Origin of the sequence: Brevundimonas sp. UBA6550 (assembly GCF_002434505.1) — a bacterium.
In the GTDB taxonomy this organism is placed as follows: domain Bacteria; phylum Pseudomonadota; class Alphaproteobacteria; order Caulobacterales; family Caulobacteraceae; genus Brevundimonas.
Genome location: NZ_DJKE01000008.1, coordinates 71,501 through 89,799 on the forward strand (window position 1 = coordinate 71,501; position 18,299 = coordinate 89,799).

The window sequence follows — 18,299 nt, forward strand, 5'->3', positions numbered from 1 at the left end:
GCTTCCATGACCGACCAGCCCGCCCCGCATCGCCCGCGTTTCGTGGAGCTTTCGCCCGATCGCATCGCCCGCTTCTGGACCGAGGCCGGCGTGGGGGCGCACACCGAGGGGGGCTGGGCCGTGCTGCTGGACGGGCGCACGCCAAAGACGCCGGACAAGGCGCCGCTGGTGCTGCCCACCGAGGCGGCGGCGCGCATGGCGGCGGACGAATGGGCGGCGCAGGAACAGTTTCTCGATCCCTCGACCATGCCGGCGACCCGGCTGGCGTCGACCGCCATCGACCGGATCGGCGGCGCGCGCGAGGCGGTGGCCGACGAGATCGCGGCCTATGCCGGATCGGACGTGGTCTGTTACCTGGCCGAGCATCCTACGGCGCTGGTCGAACGACAGGCGCGCGAGTGGGGGCCGTGGCGCGCCTGGGCCGCGCGGGAGATGGGGATCGTGCTGGAGCCGACCAGCGGCATCGTCCACCGGTCCCAGTCGCCCGAGGCCATCGCGCGGGTGAAGGCCCACGCCCTGACGCTGGATGACTTCCGCCTGACGGGCTTGGCGACGGCGGTGCCTCTGTTGGGGTCGGCGGTGCTGGCGCTGGCGGTCGAGCGGGGCGCGCTGACGGGCGGCGAGGCCTTCGACCTGTCGCGGATCGACGAGGCGTTTCAGGAAGATCAGTGGGGCGTGGACGCCGAAGCGGCCGAACGCACCCAGGCGCGCCGCGCCGAGGCGGAAATGCTGGATCGGTGGTTCAGGGCGCTCGATTAGGGCGTCAGGCCGAGGCCGTGGACGCGGCGATCAGGGCCGTGCGTTCCTGATCGGTCAGATGGCGCCAGCGCCCCTCGGGCAGGTCGCCCAGCAGCAGCGGACCGATGCGGATGCGGTGCAGGTCCACGACCTCCAGCCCGACCAGTTCGCACATCCGGCGGATCTGGCGATACTTGCCCTCGGTCAGGATGAACCGCAGGCCCTGCGGCCCGGTCTGGGTGACGCGGGCGGGTTTCAGCGGCTTGTCGTTCAGCGACAGGCCGTGACGCAGCAGACCCAGTTTGTTCTCGGTGATCTGGCCATCGACGACAACCAGATATTCCTTGTCCAGTTCGGACGACGGGCCGATCACCGCCTTGGCCACCACGCCGTCGGACGACAGCAGCAGAAGCCCTCGCGAATCCTCGTCCAGCCGACCGATGGGGGGCAGGGAGGCGTCGCGGGCGGGTGTCTCGCCCTCGCCGATGCGATTGGGCGTCTTCAACAGGCGCACGGCGGGGATTTTGCCGGGATCGGGCTGGCCCGAGACGTATCCGACCGGCTTGTGCAGCACCAGGGTCATGCCCGACGCCAGGGCCGCCTGGGCCGTGTCGTTCAGGGTCAGAGTCTCGCCCGGCTGAATCTTGCGGCCCGCGTCGCCGATGGTTTCGCCGTCGATGGAGACCAGGCCGTTGGCGATCAGACTGTCGGCCTCGCGCCGGGAACAGACGCCGGTCTGGCCCAGCCATTTGTTCACGCGAACGGGTTCGTCGCCGTCATAGGTGCGGGTGAAGGCCATGCGATTCCGTCGTCCAGTCGATGCCGCTGTCTAGAGCCGGTCAACAGGGCGGGCAAGCCGGCCATCATTTTCAGAAAATGAAAGCGCCTGATTTGCAGGCGCGCGGGTTGATGCGGATTGTTTCGACACTATATCCGTCCGCACACCCCAAATAAGCCAGAGTGCGGGACGACGCCGGTCGAACCCGTCGATTTTCATTTTTCTGGCGTCGTGGGTGAAGGATTTGCGCGCCCGAGGCGGTGAATCTGAGACATTATTGAAACCGACAAAGGATACGTCTTGTACGCTCAAAACAAATCTTCCGCTGGACCCCGCCGCACTGGATACAACCGCCCCGTTCCCACCCGTCTGCGCATGGGGCTGGTGATGCGGCGCAATATGGAGTTCGGACCGCTGGGCGATGTGGAGGGCGCGTTGCGGGCCGAGGGCGTGGGACTGGCGCCGATGTCGACCGGCGAGGCCAGTCTGGTGTCGGGCGGCGTGACCGTGCTGGCGACCGCCACGGCCAAGGACATCGCGGAAGGCCGGCTGAAGGGGCTGGTCGTTCCGGGCGGATCGACCGACGAGGCGTCGCTGGCCGTCGTGCGTTCGCTGATCGACCTGGCGCGCGCCAACGACCTGACTATCATCGCCTTCGCGGACGGCGTCGCCCTGACGGCCGAACGGTTCGGCGCGACGGTCGAGGCGGAGGCGGCGATCTTCAGCGGCGGTCAGCCGACCGTGCTGAACGAGCGCACGGACCTGTCCAAGGCCGTCGCCGCCCTGTCCTGATCAGGCGGCCCTGAACAGAAGCATCAGGTTCTCGGCCGGCATCCGCACCCTGAGCGTGGCGACCAGGCCATGCGCGCGGGCCAGGGTCTGGACAGCGTCGCGGTCGCGCAGGCCCCAGTCGGGATTGCGCGACTTCAGGCTGTCGTCGAAGGCGGCGTTCGACGGCGCCAGCGCGACCTCCGCCTCGCGATAGGGGCCATAGAGAACGAGCAGCCCGCCCGGACGCCGCAGGGTTCGGCCGGCCAGATCCATCAGCCCCTCGGTCGCCGACCAGGGGCTGATGTGCGTCATGTTCGCGCAATATAGGGCGTCGAAAGGCCCTGTCGGCCAGGTCGTCGGGTCCTGCGCGTCAAGGGCGAGGGGCGGCTGGAGATTCGGCAGGGACGCCGTGCGGCTCCAGGCGGCGATGCTGTCGCGCGCCTGGGCGCTGGGGTCGCTGGGCGTCCAACGCAGGGCCGGTAGGGCGGACGAAAAGGCGACGGCGTGTTCGCCCGAACCCGAGGCGACCTCCAGCACCGATCCGGCAGCCGGCAGATGGGCGCGCAGGACCCGCAGAATGGCCTGGGCGTTGCGCCGGGCGGCCGGCGAAGTCAGGGCGCCGTCGGGCAGGGCGGCGATGGAATCCAGGCTGTTCATACGTCCTGATACTCCGGGACGGCGGCTTGGGCATCTGCGATTTCTTGCCGCGAAAGCCGAATGATACGTCCATTTCTTGCGCAATTTGACGATGAAACCGCTGGGGCGCATTGCGCCTGTAACAGTGCGTGATCGTAGTGTTTTCGGGTCATGGCGGCGTCAGATCGCCAGACCTCCTTTGCTCAGGAGACGTCCATTGTCCATGTCCACCACGCCCGGATTGCGTCCGGCGCCCACCCATCATGCCGGGCTGATCGCCTGGGTCGAGCAGATCGCCGCCCTGACCCGGCCCGCCCGCGTTCATTGGTGCGACGGATCCGAGGCCGAGAAGCAGGCTATCGTCGCCGACCTGCTGGCCAAGGGCACGCTGAAGGCGCTGGATCAGGACAAGCGGCCGGGATGCTACTACGCCGCCTCCGATCCGCGCGACGTCGCGCGGGTGGAGAGCCGCACCTTCATCTGTTCGGAAGATGAGGCGGACGCCGGTCCGACCAACAACTGGGCCGATCCCATCGCGATGCGCGAGCGTCTGGCGGGGCTGTTCGACGGCTGCATGGCCGGGCGGACCATGTATGTCGCGCCCTTCTGCATGGGGCCGCTGGGTTCGGAGATCAGCGCCCTGGGCGTCGAGATCACCGACAGCGGCTATGTCGCCCTGTCGATGGGCGTGATGACCCGGATGGGCAAGCCGGCGCTGGATCAGTTGGGCGACAAGGGCGTGTTCGTGCCCGCCGTCCATACGCTGGGCGCGCCGTTGGCCCAGGCGCAGGCCGATGTGCCGTGGCCCTGCAACGACGACAAATGGATCGTCCATTTCCCCGAGACGCGCGAAATCTGGTCCTATGGCTCCGGCTATGGCGGCAACGCCCTGTTGGGCAAGAAATGCTATGCGCTGCGGATCGCCTCGGTCATGGCCCGCGACGAGGGCTGGCTGGCCGAACATATGCTGATCCTGAAACTAACCGATCCCAAGGGACGCGCCAAATATGTCGCCGCCGCCTTCCCCTCGGCCTGCGGCAAGACGAACCTGGCCATGCTGCAGCCGAGCCTGCCGGGCTGGAAGGCCGAGACCATCGGCGACGACATCGCCTGGATGCGGTTCGGCGATGACGGACGGCTGTATGCCGTGAACCCCGAGGCTGGCTTCTTCGGCGTGGCGCCCGGCACCAGCCGTGACACCAACCACAATGCGCTGGAGACCCTGGCGACCAACACCATCTTCACCAACACCGCCCTGACCGAAGACGGCGACGTGTGGTGGGAGGGGATGACCAAGACCGCGCCCGACGGTCTGACCAACTGGAAGGGTCAGCCGCACGATCCGGCGTCGGGCGAGCCGGCGGCCCATCCGAACGCCCGCTTCGCCTCGCCCGCCGGCCAATGCCCCGCCATCGCGCCGGAGTGGGAGGACCCCAGGGGCGTGCCCATCGACGCCATCCTGTTCGGCGGACGTCGGGCCAGCGCCGTGCCGCTGGTGACGGAGGCGTTCGACTGGGAGCACGGGGTGTTCATGGGATCGACCGTGGCGTCGGAAGGCACGGCGGCGGCCGAGAACAAGGTCGGGGAACTGCGCCGCGACCCGTTCGCCATGCTGCCCTTCTGCGGTTACAATATGGGCGACTATTTCGCCCATTGGCTGAAGATGGGGCAGGGGCGCGACGCCGCGAAACTGCCGCGCATCTTCTTCGTCAACTGGTTCAGGAAGGATCAGGACGGCCGCTTCGTCTGGCCGGGATTCGGCGACAATGCGCGCGTGCTGAAATGGATCAGCGAGCGGATCGACGGCGAGGCGACGGCCGTGGACACCGCCGTTGGTCGGGTGCCGTCGCCCGAGGCGCTGGACCTGTTGGGTCTGGACCTGACGGCGGCGCAGTTGTCGATCCTCTTGGATGTGGACGCCGGCGTCTGGGCCGAGGAGGCGGCGCTGATCCCCGACTTCTATCGCCGGTTCGGCGAGCGACTGCCGGCCGCATTGTGGGACCAGCACGCGGCTCTGGTCGCGCGGCTCGACCGGGCCGCAGGGGCCTCGATGGCGGCGGAATAGGCCGCCGACACTTGCATTGAGGACGTCGCGGGTCGATCAGACGGGCCGTGACGTCTTCCTCCTCCATCGTGATCGTCGGCGCCGGCGTGCTTGGCCTCTGCACGGCGTTCGAACTGCATCGGCGCGGGCGCTCCTTTTTGGTGGTCGATCCCGGCGAAGCGAACGCGTCTGCGGTCGCGGCGGGCATGATCGCCCCGGCGATGGAGGCGGCGATAGACGACGCCTCGCCGGAACGGGCCGCCCTGTTCCGCGAGTCCCGCGACCTGTGGCCGGATTTCGCCCAGGCCGCCGGAATCGCTTTGGCGAGGCGACCGGCGGAATGGCGCGGCGGGGACGCGGCGGTGATCGCCGCGCGGATGCGGGCGCTGGGGTTTCAAGCGTCGTTGAACGGCGACCGAGTCGTCACGGACGAGGACTATCAGGTCAATCCAGGCCAGGCGCTGGCGGCGATGAAGGCGGCCTTGAGCGATGCGGTCATGACCGGGCGTGTGGAGGCGGTTCGTCGCACGGGCGGAGGATGGCGTGTGCAGACGGATCGCCGCGCGCTGCAGACCGACGCCGTGGTGCTGGCGACGGGCGCTGAGGGGGCCGTTCTCGGCCTGCCCCAGGCGGTGCGCCAACAGGTGGCGGCGATCCAGCCCATTCGCGGTCAGATCGGCACGATGACGCAGGCTTTGGCGGCCCATGTGGTGCGCGGGCCCGGCGCCTATGTCGCGCCGATGGGGACGGGCGTGGTCGTGGGCGCGACGATGGAGCCGGGGCGTCGCGACACGGCGCCGGACGCGGCGGCGGGCGAGCGCCTGGTTCAGGCCGCGTGGCGGGTGTTGGGTCGGACGCTTGAGCCGCTGGAGATCGAATGGCGCGCGGGCGTGCGCGGGGCCACGGCGGATGGTCTGCCGCTGGCGGGCGCGGCGCCGGGGGGGCCGGGGCTATTCATGGCCTTGGCGCCGCGCCGCAATGGTTGGCTGCTGGGGCCGCTGGTCGGCCAGGTGGTCGCCGATGCGATCGAGGGGCGGGCGGCGTCGCTGCACGCCCGCGCCCTCGACCCCGGTCGGTTCTAGCCCTCCATCGCGAAGCGGACGGTGAAGTTGACCGTGGCCCCGTCGACGGGGCGGCCGTCAACGGTGCGCGGATTCATGCGGAAGTCGCGCGTCAGGCTCTGCGCCGCGCGACCGAAGCCCTGACCGCTGGGCGTTTCGCCCACGACGCGACAACCAGTCAGACCGCCGTCCACCCGCACCATGCACGAAAGGCTGGCGGAACCCGGCGTGCCGTTGTCCGCCGCGCGAGACGGATAGGCCCGCGCCATCTGCGCCGCGGACGGACGGCTGGCCCAGGTCGGATTGTTGATCACCGAGGGCGCGCGGGGCGGGGTCTCGACCGTGGCCGTGCCGCCTTCGACGCCGGTTGGGGCGACGCTGATGATCGGCAAGCCCGGTTGAGCGGTAGCGACACCGGGCTCAGGCGGGGTCAGCGGGATCGTTTCCACGGTATTCGGCGCAGGAAGCGGTGAGTTATGAACAGGCGTCGGCGGCGCCGCTGTTTCCGGGGTCGGTAATGGCTTGGGTTTGGGTGGCGTTTCCATCGTGACCCTGAAGATCGGCTCATCTGGGATCGGATCGCTTATTCCGCTCAGCTCGAACCGTTGATTGTAAAGCACCACGCCCGCCGCGACGTGCAGGATCACCGAGACGCCGATGGCGGTTAGCATCCAGCGCGGGATGGGTTTCTTGCGTTCCCCGAAGTCGATGGGGCTGATCAAGCCGGGTCCGCCGGCGGTTTGCATCATCATGGCCTAACTCCCTCGTTCACCGCCCCCGCAGCGCCCGTAAGGTGAAGTTGAGCGCGCAGGTTGTGGCGGCTTTGCGGCAAGCCGAGCGCGTTCGACCAACGTCGATCCGTTAACGCCGCCGTCAAGGATTAGGGATTGGTTAACCACGTTCGCCGACCATTGCGCGCATGGGCATCGGAGCGATTCCATCGGCAGGCGGGGTTGAGGCGGCGATCAGGCGCGCCTCGGCGGCCGTGGGCGTGGACTATGACTTCATGGTCAAGACCGCGCGGCGCGAAAGCGCGATGAACCCCTCGGCCAAGGCCCCGACGTCTTCGGCGGCGGGCCTGTTCCAGTTCATCGAACAGACCTGGCTGGGCACGGTCAAGCAGCATGGCGCCCAGCATGGCTATGGACAATACGCCGACCTGATCCATCGCGGATCGGACGGCCGCTGGCGGGTGGAGGGGTCGGCGCGCAATGTGGTGCTGGACCTGCGTTTCGATCCGCACGCCGCGTCGACCATGGCGGCGGAGCTGACGGCGTCCAACGCCGCCTATCTGCGCGGACGCACGGGCAAGGAGCCGGGGGCCGGCGATCTCTATGCCGCACACTTCCTGGGACCGGCGGGGGCGGCGGACCTGATGCAGGCGATGGATCGCAATCCGGGCGGCAGCGCGGCGGCCCTGTTCCCCCAGGCGGCGCGCGCGAACCGCAGCATCTTCTATCGCGACGGTCGCGCGGCCACAGTGGCCGAGGTTCACGCCAATCTGCAGCGCACGGCGGGCGAGGGCGCGCCGGCGGCCGGAGCGGGCGAGCCGCGCTATTTGACGCCCAATCTGAGCGACCAGGACCAAATGCTGGCCGCGCGGCTGGACCGGCTGAAGCAGGACCAGGGGCTTCTGGCCCTGTTGCTGGGCCAGGACGGATCGTCCAGCAGCGGCTTCGGCGGCGCCTTCTCGCCAATGGGCAAGGAAACGACCTGAGTTCTGTGAACTTCAACCGGTGGTAAACCGCCCGTTAAGCATGGCAGTCTCATTTTGGGATCAACGCCCGATTCCCTGACGAGCCGTCCATGACCGCCTATCGCGCACGCCTGACCGAAGTGGACATTCGTCGCCTGATCAAGGCGGCGGACGACGACGAGCGCGCGGAGGCGGCGCACAAGCTGTGTCGCAACATGGAGCGCGCGGAACTGGGCGAGGAGGACCGTGCGGCGGCGCAGAAGATTCTGCGGATGCTGGCTAACGACGCCGCCGAACTGGTGCGGCGCGCCATGGCGGTGACGCTGAAGGCGTCGGACCTGATCCCCAACGATGTGGCGCGAAAGCTGGCCGGGGACCTGGACAGCATCGCCCTGCCGATCATCGCCGCCTCGCCCGCCTTCAGCGACGAGGATCTGATCGAGATCGTGCGCGCGGGCTCGACCGTGCGGCAGGTGGCGGTGGCGGGTCGGACGCGGGTGTCGCGCGACGTCGCCGACGTTCTGGCCGGCGAGGGCTGCGAGCAGGCGGTGCGGGTTCTGGCGGCAAACGACAACGCCGATCTGTCCGAAGGCTCGCTGGCCGTCGTGGTCGAACGGTTCGCCGAGACGCCGGAGGTGCTGACCGCCGTCGCCTATCGCCAGGTTCTGCCGTTGCAGGTCACCGAGCGGCTGATCCAACTGGCCAGCGACACGGTGCGCGAACATCTGATCAGCCGCCATGCCGTGGCGCCCGAAACCGCCATCCGCCTGGCCCAGTATGCGCGCGAGCGCACGACCGTCGATCTGGTCGATCAGGCGGGCGTCAGCGCGGATCTGGCCGCCTTCATGACCCAGCTGAATGCGCGCCGGGTCCTGAACGCCTCCCTGCTGCTGCGCGGATTGGCGCGGGGGCAGATGGCGATGTTCGAATATGGTCTGGCCGAGTTGGCCAATACGCCCCATCACCGCGCCTGGTTGATGGTGCATGACGCCGGGCCGCTAGGGTTGAAGGCCATCTATGATCGGGCGGGCCTGCCGCCGCGCCTGTTCCCCGCCTTCCGCGCCGGCGTGGACACCTGGCGCGCACTGGCGGCCGAGGGGATCGACACGTCCAGCACCCTATTCCGCGAACAGATGCTGGAGCGATTCCTGACGCAGCGCCCGAATGTGCTACGCGACGACCTGGCCTATCTGATGGAGCGACTGGATCAGTCGCCCGCCGCCGGCCACGCCGCCGCCAACGCGGCCTGATCGCCAAACGAGAAAAGGCCCGCCGAACGGCGGGCCTTTTTCCTTGCGGTCTTCAGCCTGGTTCAGCCCGCCAGATGCTGGGCGACCCGTTGCTCAAGCGTTTCCGCCAGGGCGCGGCCGGTGGGGTGTTCGTCGGTCTTGATCTGGTCGCGGACCACTGCGCGAATGGCGTCGATATGGGCGTCCAGGATCGGCAAGGGCGCCGACATCCGGCGTTCGGCGTCGTCCAGCATCTTGCACAGCGAACCGGCGATGCGCGTCACCAGCGGATACTCATAGGTCGTGCCCAGGCCCTTCAGGTCATGGGCGCGGAAATACAGGGCCTCGGCGGTGGCGGGGGTGTAGCCCTGCTCGCGGATGTCGGCCTGGGCCTTGTCCAGTTTGACGATCTCGTCGTTCAGCCACTGGCCGAACTGGGCGGACATGGCCTTCAGCGCTTCTTCGGCCTTGGCGATGGCGTCGGCGTTGATGCCGAAACCGCCGCCGACCTTCATGCGCAGAGCGTTGGTCGGAGGGGTGATTTGCGCCGGGTTGCTCATGGCGGGCTCCATAGGTCTTTCGCGAAAGCTAGACGGCTTGGCTTAAGAAGCCGTGACCAGTCAGTTGGCGAACTGTTCGGCGATCACGCGCTCGTCGAACGACCGGCCGGCGTCGAACAGCATGGTCAGGGCCACGTCGCGCCGTTCGCGCACCTCGACCCTGGCGACGCGCCGGACCTCGAAATTGTCGGCGGTGGCCGAGACGGGGCGTTTGTCGGCCTCCAGCACATCGAAGCGCACCCGTGCGCCGTGCGACAGCAGGGCCCCGCGCCAGCGGCGGGGGCGGAAGGCGCTGATCGGCGTCAGGGCCAGGATGCGGGCGTCCAGCGGAATGATGGGGCCGTGGGCCGACAGATTGTAGGCGGTCGATCCGGCGGGCGTGGCCACCAGACAGCCGTCGCAGGACAACTCCTCCAGCCGCACCCGGTCGTCGACCGTGATCCTGAGCTTGGCGCTCTGGCGGGTCTGGCGCAGCAGGGAGACCTCGTTGATGGCCAGGCCCATGTGGACCTCGCCCGCCTCGGTCCAGGCGTCCATCTGCAGGGGGTGGATGACGGTGCGTTCGGCGGTTGTGATCCGCTCCAGCAGGCCGTCCTCCTCGTAGTCGTTCATCAGGAAGCCGACCGAGCCGCGGTTCATGCCATAGACCGGGGTGCGGCGGCGCATATTGCCGTGCAGCGTCTCCAGCATCTGGCCGTCGCCACCCAGGGCCACGATGACGTCGGCCTGCTCTTCAGCCACGGCGCCATAGCGCGCGATCAGGGCCGCCCGGGCGTCCTGCGCCTCTGGTCGGTCGCTGGCGACAAAGGCCAGGGCGGGCGTGGTCGTGATCTGGGAAGGCCGGGTCTGGGTCACGGGGCGACGTGAGCCGAGCTTTGAGGCGAAGTCAAACGATCGCGGGGTTTTGCATCATCTGACGGAAGGCGCGCGCGGCGGAATGGGCGTTCATCGGCGTGGCGGTCCAGCCGCCGTCGCCGGGCAGACCGCCGGTCAGTTTGCGCACCTCGACCAGCAGGGAGGCGAAGACGGCCTTGTCCACCCCGACCGCAATACAGGCCAGATAGAGGGCCTCGGCCGTGGGCGCGCGCACCGCCTGGCGAACCTGGGCGTCGCTGAAGCCGCCTAGTGCGGCCAGGGCCTGCTCGAACAGTTCGAAACGCTGCTCGCGCAGGGCGCGGACCAGAAGGCCGGGGCGCAGTTGGCCGGCGGCCTGCAGCTTGTCCACCAGGCGGCGCTCCATCTCGGCGCGCTCTCGATTCTCGGCCAGGCGGCTGGTTGGAGCGGCGCGCCACTCCGGCGTCCCGACGGCGACGGCGGCGGACTGCTGCACGGCGGCGTTCAACCGGGCATCGTCGATGCGGAAACGTTCGCCGATGGATTGGCGCAGGGCCTGGCCGACCCATTGATAGAGTTCCTGCGCCAGATCCTGGTTCAGGCGGGGATGGCGCGTCAGTGGCGCGCGCAGGCCCGCGACGCGGCGCGACTGATCGACCAGGCGGCGCATGGCCGCATCGCTGATCTGGGCGGTGCGGTTCGAGGCCAGGGCGGTCATGGTCACCGCCTCGCCGCGGTCGATGATGGCGTCGCACACGGCGTCCGACAGGCGCGGACGGCGGGCCACGGCGATCTGATGCTCCAGCGTCGCCTCGATCAGCAGGCGGATCAGGTCGGCGTCCTTCAGCAGGTTGCTGGCGGTTATGACGGGGCGGGCGATCTCGATCTCGTCCAGCGCCAGCATATTGACCAGGGCGGCCGGCGCCCAGTCCGCGCCGGCGATCCGTTCGGCCAGGGCCAGCCGGATGTCGCGCTCGGCCTGGGCGGTCAGGGTCAGGAAGATGTCGGCGAGAAGGGGCGCGACGGTGGGCGGCGGCGCGCCGGCCTCGCACAGGCCGGTCACCTTGAGCAGAAGGCGCTGGCGATCCTCGGCCGAGCGGCTGCTGGCCAGGGTCAGCATCTGCGCCACGGTGCGGTCGTCCCAGCCATCGCGGGCCGGCTCCAGTTGAACGACAGACACAGCGGCTCCCCGAACCGTCGATGGACCCGCATACCCTTAAGCCGGCGTCGTAAAGACCGGGTTAACCACGTCCGGGCGGGCAAGATGACGCTGCGTCAGCCTTGTCCTTCGCGCTTGACGCCGCCCCCTGCGAGGGAGACGGTCTGTGCAAACGCCCATCCAGAGGCAGGAGGAAATCATGGCGGACGGTGCAAACCCCTCGATCAAGTCCCGCGTGTCAGAGGCCGAATGGCAGACGCGCGTCGAGCTGGCGGCCCTGTATCGGCTGGTCGCGCTGCACGGGTGGGACGACATGATCTTCACCCATATCTCGGCGCGGGTTCCGGGGCCGGAACATCATTTCCTGATCAATCCCTATGGCTTCTACTTCGACGAGATCACGGCCTCGTCGCTGGTGAAGGTCGATCTGGAAGGCAATATCGTTCAGGACACGACCCACTTCATCAATCCGGCGGGCTTCACCATTCACTCGGCGGTCCATGCCGCGCGCGAAGACGCCAAGTTCGTCATCCACCTGCACACCGTCGGCGGCGTCGGGGTGGCGGCCCAGGCCGAGGGTTTGCTGCCGATCAGTCAGAACGCATGTTTACTGCAGCATCAGGTTGCGTATCATGGATACGAGGGGTTGGCCCTGCACCATGACGAGCGCGAACGTCTGGTCGCCGACCTGGGGGACAAACCGCTGATGCTGCTGCGCAACCACGGCACGCTGGCGGTCGGGGAGACGGCGGCGCAGGCATGGATCGGCATCTTCTTCCTGGAACGGGCCTGCGCGCAGCAGGTGGCGGCGCTGTCGGGCGGACGCGAGCACGTGCTGCTGGCTCCCGATGCGGCGCAGGAGGAGACCAAGGAGCAGGGACGGGGGATCGGCTTTATTTCGGCCCTGGCATGGCCGGGCGCGCTGCGGCAGCTGGAGCGCAAGTCGCCGGGCTACGACGCCTGATCCTGGCGGCGGCGGGGGGCGTTCTGTCCCTCGGCGTCGCTGAGACGGCCCAGGCCGGCGCCTGGGTCCAGCCCAGGGGACAGGGCCAGGCCATCGTCAAATACGAGCGTCTGAAGGCCGACAGCGGTTTCGATCCGTCCGGCGAAGAGACGGCCTTGCCGGCCGTGCGACGCGATGCGCGCCTGGGCCTGTTCGCCGAATACGGGGTGACGGATCGGCTGACCCTGCAGCTCAAGGCCGACTGGCAGAAGGGCGAGGACGCCTTCGTCGAGTACGAGGGACGCGGTCCCATCGAGATCGGCGCGACCTGGCAGGTGTTTCGCGACGACCGAAACGCCGTCAGCCTCTATGGCGGCTACGGCCGGGCGGGGGAGGGGCGAAATGCGGACTATGCGCCGCCGGGCGTGGGCGACCACGACTGGGAGGCGCGGTTGTCGGCGGGCCGGTCGCTGGGGCCGCGATGGGGGATGGACCGATCCTTCGTGGAGGTTCAGGCCGCGCGGCGTCTGCGCGACGGCCTGCCCGACGAGACGCGGATCGACGCTACGGCGGGCGCGCGGTTCGGCGGCGGCTGGATGGCGCTGGGCCAAGCCTTTGGCGGCGCGGCGGACGGCGGCGCCCGTTGGCTGTCGGTGGAGGCGTCGGTGGTGCGCGACCTGGGGTCCTGGAGCCTGCAGACCGGGTGGAGACAAACGGTCGCAGGGCGAGAGACGCCTGCGGCCCATGGGCCCGTCATCGCGATCTGGCGTCGGTTCTAAAGCGGATTTCCGCGACGGAAATCTCCGCCCAGCGCGTTAGTGTCGGATTACGTTGCGCAAGCCGCATTAGCCGGTAATGCATGCGGCGTCCCCTGACCGAGAGTTCCGCCGCGTGATCAAACGTCACTTCTTCCTCGTCGCCGCCGCGATCCTTCTGGCGCTGATGGTCGTCGCCGCCGTGGTCAAGGTGGCCGCCCCGAACGACAAGTCGGCCCAAGGGCCGGGCGCGGGCGGCGGACGGCGAGGCGGGCAGCAGGTGTCGGAAGCGGTGGTGGCCCAGCGTCCGTTCTCGGATCAGATCCGCGTGCTGGGCGTGGCGCGCGGCCAGCGGTCGGTCAATGTCACCTCGTCGACGACGGAGCTGATCACCCGCGTCCTGTTCACCGATGGCCAGCTGGTGTCGGCCGGGGCGCCGCTGGTCGAACTGCAGGCGCGCGAAGAGGACGCCGCCATCATCGAGGCGCGCGCCAACGTCAACCAGGCCCAGCGCGAATACGACCGCTACAAGGCCCTGGCCGACCGCGGCGTGGCGCCCCAGGTCATGCTGGAGCAGGCCGAGACGGGGCTGGAGACCGCGCGCGCGTCGCTGCAGGCGGCGCAGGCGCGGCGCGGCGACCGTGTGATCCGCGCCCCGTTCGCCGGTCGGATGGGCCTGACGACCGTGACGCCCGGCACCCTGATCAATCCGGGCGCGGTGATCGCGACCCTTGACGACACCTCGACCATCCGCGTCGATTTCCCCTTGCCCGAGCGGTATCTGAACCTGCTGCAGCCGGGCGCGTCCATCACCGCGACGGCCGACGCCTATGGCGATGCGCCGTTCCAGGGGCGGATCGCCCTGATCGACACCCGCGTCAACGAGGCGACCCGCGCCGCCACCGCCCGCGCCGAATTCCCCAATCCCGGCGGCCGCATTCGGCCCGGAATGCTGCTGCGCGTCGTGGTGCAGCAGGGCCAGCGCCAGACGGCGGCGGCCCCGGAATCGGCCGTACAATACGAGGGCGCCGGCGCCTTCGTCTATCGCATCGCGCCCGGTCAGAACGGTTCGACCGCCCAGCGTGTCGAGGTCGAGACGGGCGCGGTCGAGAACGGCTTCGTCGAAATCCTGTCGGGGGTCGAGCCTGGCGAGCGGATCGTGGGGTCCGGCCTGAACCGCATCCAGCCCGGCGCGCCCGTCAGCGTCGCCGGGGCCCAGCGCAAGTCGGGCGCCGCCCAATGATGCTGTCCGATGTCTCGGTCCGGCGGCCGGTCTTCGCCGCCGTCGCCGCCATCGTGCTGTGCGTGATCGGCGCGGCGGCCTTCTTCTTCCTGCCGGTGCGCGAACTGCCCGACGTCGATCCGCCCATCGTGTCGGTCAACACCAGCTACGCCGGGGCCTCGGCCGAGGTCATCGAAAGCCGGATCACCGAGCCGGTCGAGCAGCAGATCGCCGGCATCCAGGGGGTCGAACGGATCACCTCCACCAGCCGCGACGGCCGTTCCAGCGTCAACATCGAGTTCTCGCTGGACCGCAACATCGACGACGCCGCCAACGACGTGCGCGACCGCGTCAGCCGCGTGGTCGGCCGCCTCCCGGATCAGGCCGATCCGCCCGAGGTGGCCAAGGCCGATTCCGACAGCCAGCCGATCATCATCGTCTTCCTGCGCTCGACCAGCATGAACCGGCTGCAGCTGACCGACTACGCCGACCGTTATCTGGTCGACCGGATGGCGACCGTGCCGGGCGTGGCCCAGGTGAACATCTATGGCGAGCAGCGCTATTCGATGCGGATCTGGCTGGATTCGGCGGCGATGGCGGCGCGCGGCCTGACGGTCAACGACGTCGAGACGGCGCTGAACAACCAGAACGTCGAGCTTCCGGCCGGGTCGCTGGAATCCACGGCCAAGAACTACACCGTGCGCGTGGCGCGCACCTACGCCCGGCCCGACGACTTCCGCCAGCTGCCCATCGGCACGCGCGGTTCGGCCTCGGCCTCGACCTCGGTCGCGACCGGCACCGGCAGCGGTTCCTCGGCCATCATCCAGGGCCAGCCCACCTATGTGACGCGCCTGGGCGACATCGCGCGGGTCGAGGAGGCGCCGGAAGAGGATCGTCGTCTGTTCCGGGGCAACGGCATGGACCAGATCGGCCTGGCCGTGACGCGCCAGGCCCAGTCGAACGACCTGGCCATCTCCGATGGCGTTCACAAGATGATCGACGAGATCCGGCCGACCCTGCCGCCCGGCGTGACCATCGAGATCGGCTCGGACAACTCGGTCTTCACCTCTCACGCCATCGACGAGGTGTGGATCACCATCGGCATTTCGATGGCCGTGGTCGCCCTGGTCAACTTCATCTTCCTGGGCAGCCTGCGGGCGGCGCTGATCCCGTCGATCGTGGCGCCCATCTGCCTGCTGGCGACCTTCATCGTGCTGGCGCCTCTGGGGTTCTCGCTGAACCTGCTGACGCTGCTGGCGCTGGTGCTGGCCATCGGCCTGGTGGTGGACGACGCCATCGTGGTGGTCGAGAACATTCAGCGACGGCTCGACCACGGGGAGCCGCCGCTGGTGGCGGCCGAGCGCGGGGCGCGTCAGGTCTTCTTCGCGGTCGTGGCCACGACCATCGTCCTCTTGTCGGTGTTCGCGCCGCTGCTGTTCCTGCCGGGGTACGTCGGGCGCCTGTTCGTGGAGCTGGCGGCGGCCATCGCGGCGGCCGTGGCCTTCTCGGCCTTCCTGGCGCTGAGCCTGTCGCCCATGCTGGCGTCCAAGATCCTGAAGCCCGCCCACACCGGCGGCTGGATCGCGCGCCGGGTCGACTGGGGCATGGATCGGCTGAAATCGTCCTATTCGCGGTCGCTGGACATGTTGCTGGGGCGTCGGATCGCCGTGATCGGCGTGGGCGCCCTGATCCTGCTGGTGGCGGCGGGGGCGGGGGGCATCTTCCTGGTCCTGCCGAACGAACTGGTGCCGGACGAGGATCGCGGGCGTGTCACCGTGCGCGTCGCCGGGCCGGAGGGCGCGGGCTTCGACTACACCCGGAAGATCATGCTGGGGCTGGAGCCGCTGCTGGCGGAATACAAGGCCAGCGGCGAGGCGGACAGCTATCTGGTGTCCGCGCCCGGCTTCGGCGGCAGCGGGTTCAACTCGGGCAATGCGGTGCTCACTCTGGCCGACTGGTCCAAGCGCGACCGCACGGCCGCCGAGATCGCGCAGGAGCTGAACGGCAAGCTGCGCGGCCAGACGGACGCCCAGGTCAACGCCTCCACGCCCGGCGCCTTCCAGCGCGGCGGCGGCAACTCCAACTCCATCGAGCTGATCGCCACGGGCAGCGACTATCAGCAGATCTACAACTGGCTTCAGCCGATCCTGACCGCGGCCCAGGCCAACCCCGGCTTCTCGCGCCCGCGTCTGAACTACGAACCGAACTCGCCCCGCCTGCTGGTCGACGTCGATCCGCAGAAGGCGGCGGCGCTGGGCGTCTCGGCCCAGTCCATCGGCCGCACGCTGGAGACCATGTTCGGTTCGCGCCGCGCCACCACCTACATCAAGGGCGGGCAGGAGTATGACGTCATCCTGCAGACCGAGCGCGACAACCGGCGCGAGGTTTCGGACCTGGAGGCCCTGTATGTCGCGACCGGCGGCGGGCAGCTGGTGCCGCTGTCGGCCGTGGTCACGACCAAGACCAGCGGCGACACCCCGGACCGGCGGCGTCTGGATCGCCAGCGGTCGATCTCGCTGCAGGCCGACCTGAACCCCGGCATGACCATCGACGACGCCGTGCAGTTCCTGCGCGCCGAGACGGCCAAACAGCCGCAAGGGGGCGTGGTCGTTCAATGGGGCGGGGCGGCGCGCGACCAGCAGGAGGCGGGCGGCGCGGTCGTCGCGGCCTTCGGCCTGGCGCTGCTGCTGGTCTTCCTGGTGCTGGCGGCCCAGTTCGAAAGCTGGATCACGCCGGCGGTCATCATGCTGACGGTGCCGCTGGCGGCGGCGGGCGGCCTGTTCGGCCTGCTGATGGCAGGGTCCAGCCTGAATATCTACAGCCAGATCGGCCTGATCATCCTGATCGGGGTGGCGGCCAAGAACGGCATTCTGATCGTGGAGTTCGCCAACCAGCTGCGCGACCAGGGGCGGTCGATCCGCGAGGCGATCATCGAGTCGTCGTCGCTTCGTCTGCGCCCGATCATCATGACGTCCATCGCAACCGCCTTCGGCGCCTTGCCGCTGGTGCTATGGCAGGGGGCGGGCGCCGGCAGCCGCCAGACCATCGGCGTGGTGATCTTCACCGGCGCCATCTTCGCCACCGTCCTGACCCTGTTCGTGGTGCCGGTGATCTATGGCGTCCTGGCGCGCTTCACCAAGTCGCCCGAATGGACCGCCCGCAAGATCGAGGAGTGGGAAGCGCAGGAGATGCGAGACGGCGGCGAAAAGCCGATCGCCGAGGCCTGACCGATCAGGAGGCGGGGGCAGGCTCCGGCTTGTAGCCCGTCTCCACCTTCAGGAAGGCGATGACGTCGCGGCGATCCTTGGCGTCGGGCAGGCCGGGGAAGGTCATCTTGTTGCCCGGCAGGAAGCCGCGCGGGTTCTGCAGCCAGTGGTCCAGCCGCTCGGCGTCCCAGACGAAGTCGGCGTTCCTGAGCGCATTGGAATAGCTGTAGCGCGGCCGCTCGCCCACCTTGCGGCCGAACACGCCGTAGAGGTTGGGCCCGGTCATGTCGGCGCCGCCCTCGCCGATGGTGTGACACGACCGGCATCGGGCGAAGGCGCGACGCCCGTTCTCCAGATCGCCGGTGTCATAGGGGGCGGGCAGGGCGGCCAGCAGACTGGCCTTTTCCGCATCCGTCAGCACGTGCGCCGGCTTAGACGGCGCCGTCGAGGCGGGGGCGTCCTGTCCGCAGGCGGCCAGGCCCAGGATCGGGGCCAGAAGAAGCGGGGCGGCAAGGGCGAGGCGGGACATGGACGGCTCCTGTTCCAGGGTCTGATAGCGCAATGCGCCCGCGCGGCAATTGGTCAAGCTGTCCCGCTGGACGCGGGGCGTCCGCACCTGATAATCACTGTCAAAGAAACGCGGAGCCGCTGGGGAGCGGCCTCGCCC

The 18,299-nt window shown here is 69.0% G+C and carries 17 protein-coding genes; 10 read left to right on the forward strand and 7 right to left on the reverse strand.

Going from position 1 to position 18,299, the window contains the following annotated elements; translation table 11 throughout:
* Positions 1-6: 6 nt before the first annotated feature.
* On the forward strand, positions 7-759 hold the full coding sequence (locus tag B3Z70_RS08235; RefSeq protein ID WP_292021481.1) for an ATP12 family chaperone protein: 753 nt from the start codon (positions 7-9) through the stop codon (positions 757-759).
* A 4-nt stretch (positions 760-763) separates the two neighbouring features.
* Here the strand turns inward: B3Z70_RS08235 and B3Z70_RS08240 are convergent, their stop codons facing one another.
* Positions 764-1,537: a pseudouridine synthase gene (locus tag B3Z70_RS08240; RefSeq protein ID WP_292021483.1), complete on the reverse strand. Its 774-nt coding sequence runs from the start codon at positions 1,535-1,537 to the stop codon at positions 764-766.
* Between the two features lie 279 nt (positions 1,538-1,816).
* On the opposite strand from B3Z70_RS08240, the gene B3Z70_RS08245 reads away from it, so the two are divergent.
* Positions 1,817-2,308 (forward strand): hypothetical protein, encoded by a 492-nt coding sequence (locus B3Z70_RS08245; protein ID WP_292045343.1) that lies wholly within the window; start codon positions 1,817-1,819, stop codon positions 2,306-2,308.
* Here B3Z70_RS08245 and B3Z70_RS08250 read toward each other — a convergent pair whose 3' ends face one another.
* Positions 2,309-2,944, reverse strand: coding sequence for a DUF938 domain-containing protein (locus tag B3Z70_RS08250; RefSeq protein ID WP_292021487.1), 636 nt, complete (start codon positions 2,942-2,944; stop codon positions 2,309-2,311). It lies immediately after the preceding gene.
* A gap of 202 nt (positions 2,945-3,146) precedes the next feature.
* Between B3Z70_RS08250 and B3Z70_RS08255 the strand changes: the two genes are divergently transcribed.
* Complete coding sequence (locus tag B3Z70_RS08255; protein WP_292021489.1) at positions 3,147-4,988, forward strand: phosphoenolpyruvate carboxykinase (GTP); 1,842 nt, start codon at positions 3,147-3,149, stop codon at positions 4,986-4,988.
* Positions 4,989-5,035: 47 nt separating this feature from the next.
* Positions 5,036-6,049 (forward strand): NAD(P)/FAD-dependent oxidoreductase, encoded by a 1,014-nt coding sequence (locus B3Z70_RS08260; protein WP_292045345.1) that lies wholly within the window; start codon positions 5,036-5,038, stop codon positions 6,047-6,049.
* Here the strand turns inward: B3Z70_RS08260 and B3Z70_RS08265 are convergent.
* A complete protein-coding gene (locus B3Z70_RS08265) occupies positions 6,046-6,750 on the reverse strand; it encodes a TonB family protein (RefSeq protein ID WP_292022308.1) in 705 nt (234 codons plus the stop codon). The two genes, B3Z70_RS08260 and B3Z70_RS08265, sit on opposite strands and share 4 nt — an antisense overlap.
* 197 nt (positions 6,751-6,947) lie before the next feature.
* Here B3Z70_RS08265 and B3Z70_RS08270 point away from each other — a divergent pair, with 197 nt between their 5' ends.
* Positions 6,948-7,745, forward strand: coding sequence for a transglycosylase SLT domain-containing protein (locus tag B3Z70_RS08270; protein WP_292022306.1), 798 nt, complete (start codon positions 6,948-6,950; stop codon positions 7,743-7,745).
* Between the two features lie 89 nt (positions 7,746-7,834).
* Entirely contained in the window at positions 7,835-8,974 is a 1,140-nt protein-coding gene (locus tag B3Z70_RS08275) for a DUF2336 domain-containing protein (protein ID WP_292022305.1), read from the forward strand.
* 62 nt (positions 8,975-9,036) lie between these two features.
* Here B3Z70_RS08275 and B3Z70_RS08280 read toward each other — a convergent pair whose 3' ends face one another.
* The 3 genes from B3Z70_RS08280 to B3Z70_RS08290 are packed head-to-tail and all read right to left on the reverse strand — an operon-like array spanning position 9,037 to position 11,527.
* Positions 9,037-9,513 (reverse strand): Hpt domain-containing protein, encoded by a 477-nt coding sequence (locus tag B3Z70_RS08280; protein ID WP_292022303.1) that lies wholly within the window; start codon positions 9,511-9,513, stop codon positions 9,037-9,039.
* A 60-nt stretch (positions 9,514-9,573) separates the two neighbouring features.
* Positions 9,574-10,368, reverse strand: a complete 795-nt coding sequence (locus B3Z70_RS08285) for an NAD kinase (protein ID WP_292022301.1) — start codon at positions 10,366-10,368, stop codon at positions 9,574-9,576.
* A gap of 31 nt (positions 10,369-10,399) precedes the next feature.
* Complete coding sequence (locus tag B3Z70_RS08290; RefSeq protein WP_292045347.1) at positions 10,400-11,527, reverse strand: DUF2336 domain-containing protein; 1,128 nt, start codon at positions 11,525-11,527, stop codon at positions 10,400-10,402.
* A gap of 178 nt (positions 11,528-11,705) precedes the next feature.
* On the opposite strand from B3Z70_RS08290, the gene B3Z70_RS08295 reads away from it, so the two are divergent.
* From B3Z70_RS08295 to B3Z70_RS08310, 4 genes are all read left to right on the forward strand, one after another.
* The gene (locus B3Z70_RS08295; RefSeq protein WP_292022297.1) at positions 11,706-12,470 is read left to right on the forward strand and encodes a class II aldolase/adducin family protein; all 765 of its coding nucleotides are present in this window, start codon (positions 11,706-11,708) and stop codon (positions 12,468-12,470) included.
* Positions 12,416-13,228, forward strand: a complete 813-nt coding sequence (locus tag B3Z70_RS08300; RefSeq protein ID WP_292045349.1) for a hypothetical protein — start codon at positions 12,416-12,418, stop codon at positions 13,226-13,228. Before B3Z70_RS08295 ends, B3Z70_RS08300 begins: the two co-directional genes overlap by 55 nt.
* Positions 13,229-13,340: 112 nt before the next feature.
* Positions 13,341-14,447 (forward strand): efflux RND transporter periplasmic adaptor subunit, encoded by a 1,107-nt coding sequence (locus tag B3Z70_RS08305; protein ID WP_292022521.1) that lies wholly within the window; start codon positions 13,341-13,343, stop codon positions 14,445-14,447.
* The gene (locus tag B3Z70_RS08310) at positions 14,447-17,653 is read left to right on the forward strand and encodes an efflux RND transporter permease subunit (protein WP_292022542.1); all 3,207 of its coding nucleotides are present in this window, start codon (positions 14,447-14,449) and stop codon (positions 17,651-17,653) included. The genes B3Z70_RS08305 and B3Z70_RS08310 overlap by 1 nt, the downstream gene beginning before the upstream one ends.
* Before the next feature lie 4 nt (positions 17,654-17,657).
* On the opposite strand, the gene B3Z70_RS08315 is transcribed toward B3Z70_RS08310, so the two are convergent.
* The gene (locus B3Z70_RS08315) at positions 17,658-18,161 is read right to left on the reverse strand and encodes a c-type cytochrome (RefSeq protein WP_292022523.1); all 504 of its coding nucleotides are present in this window, start codon (positions 18,159-18,161) and stop codon (positions 17,658-17,660) included.
* Positions 18,162-18,299: the final 138 nt, after the last annotated feature.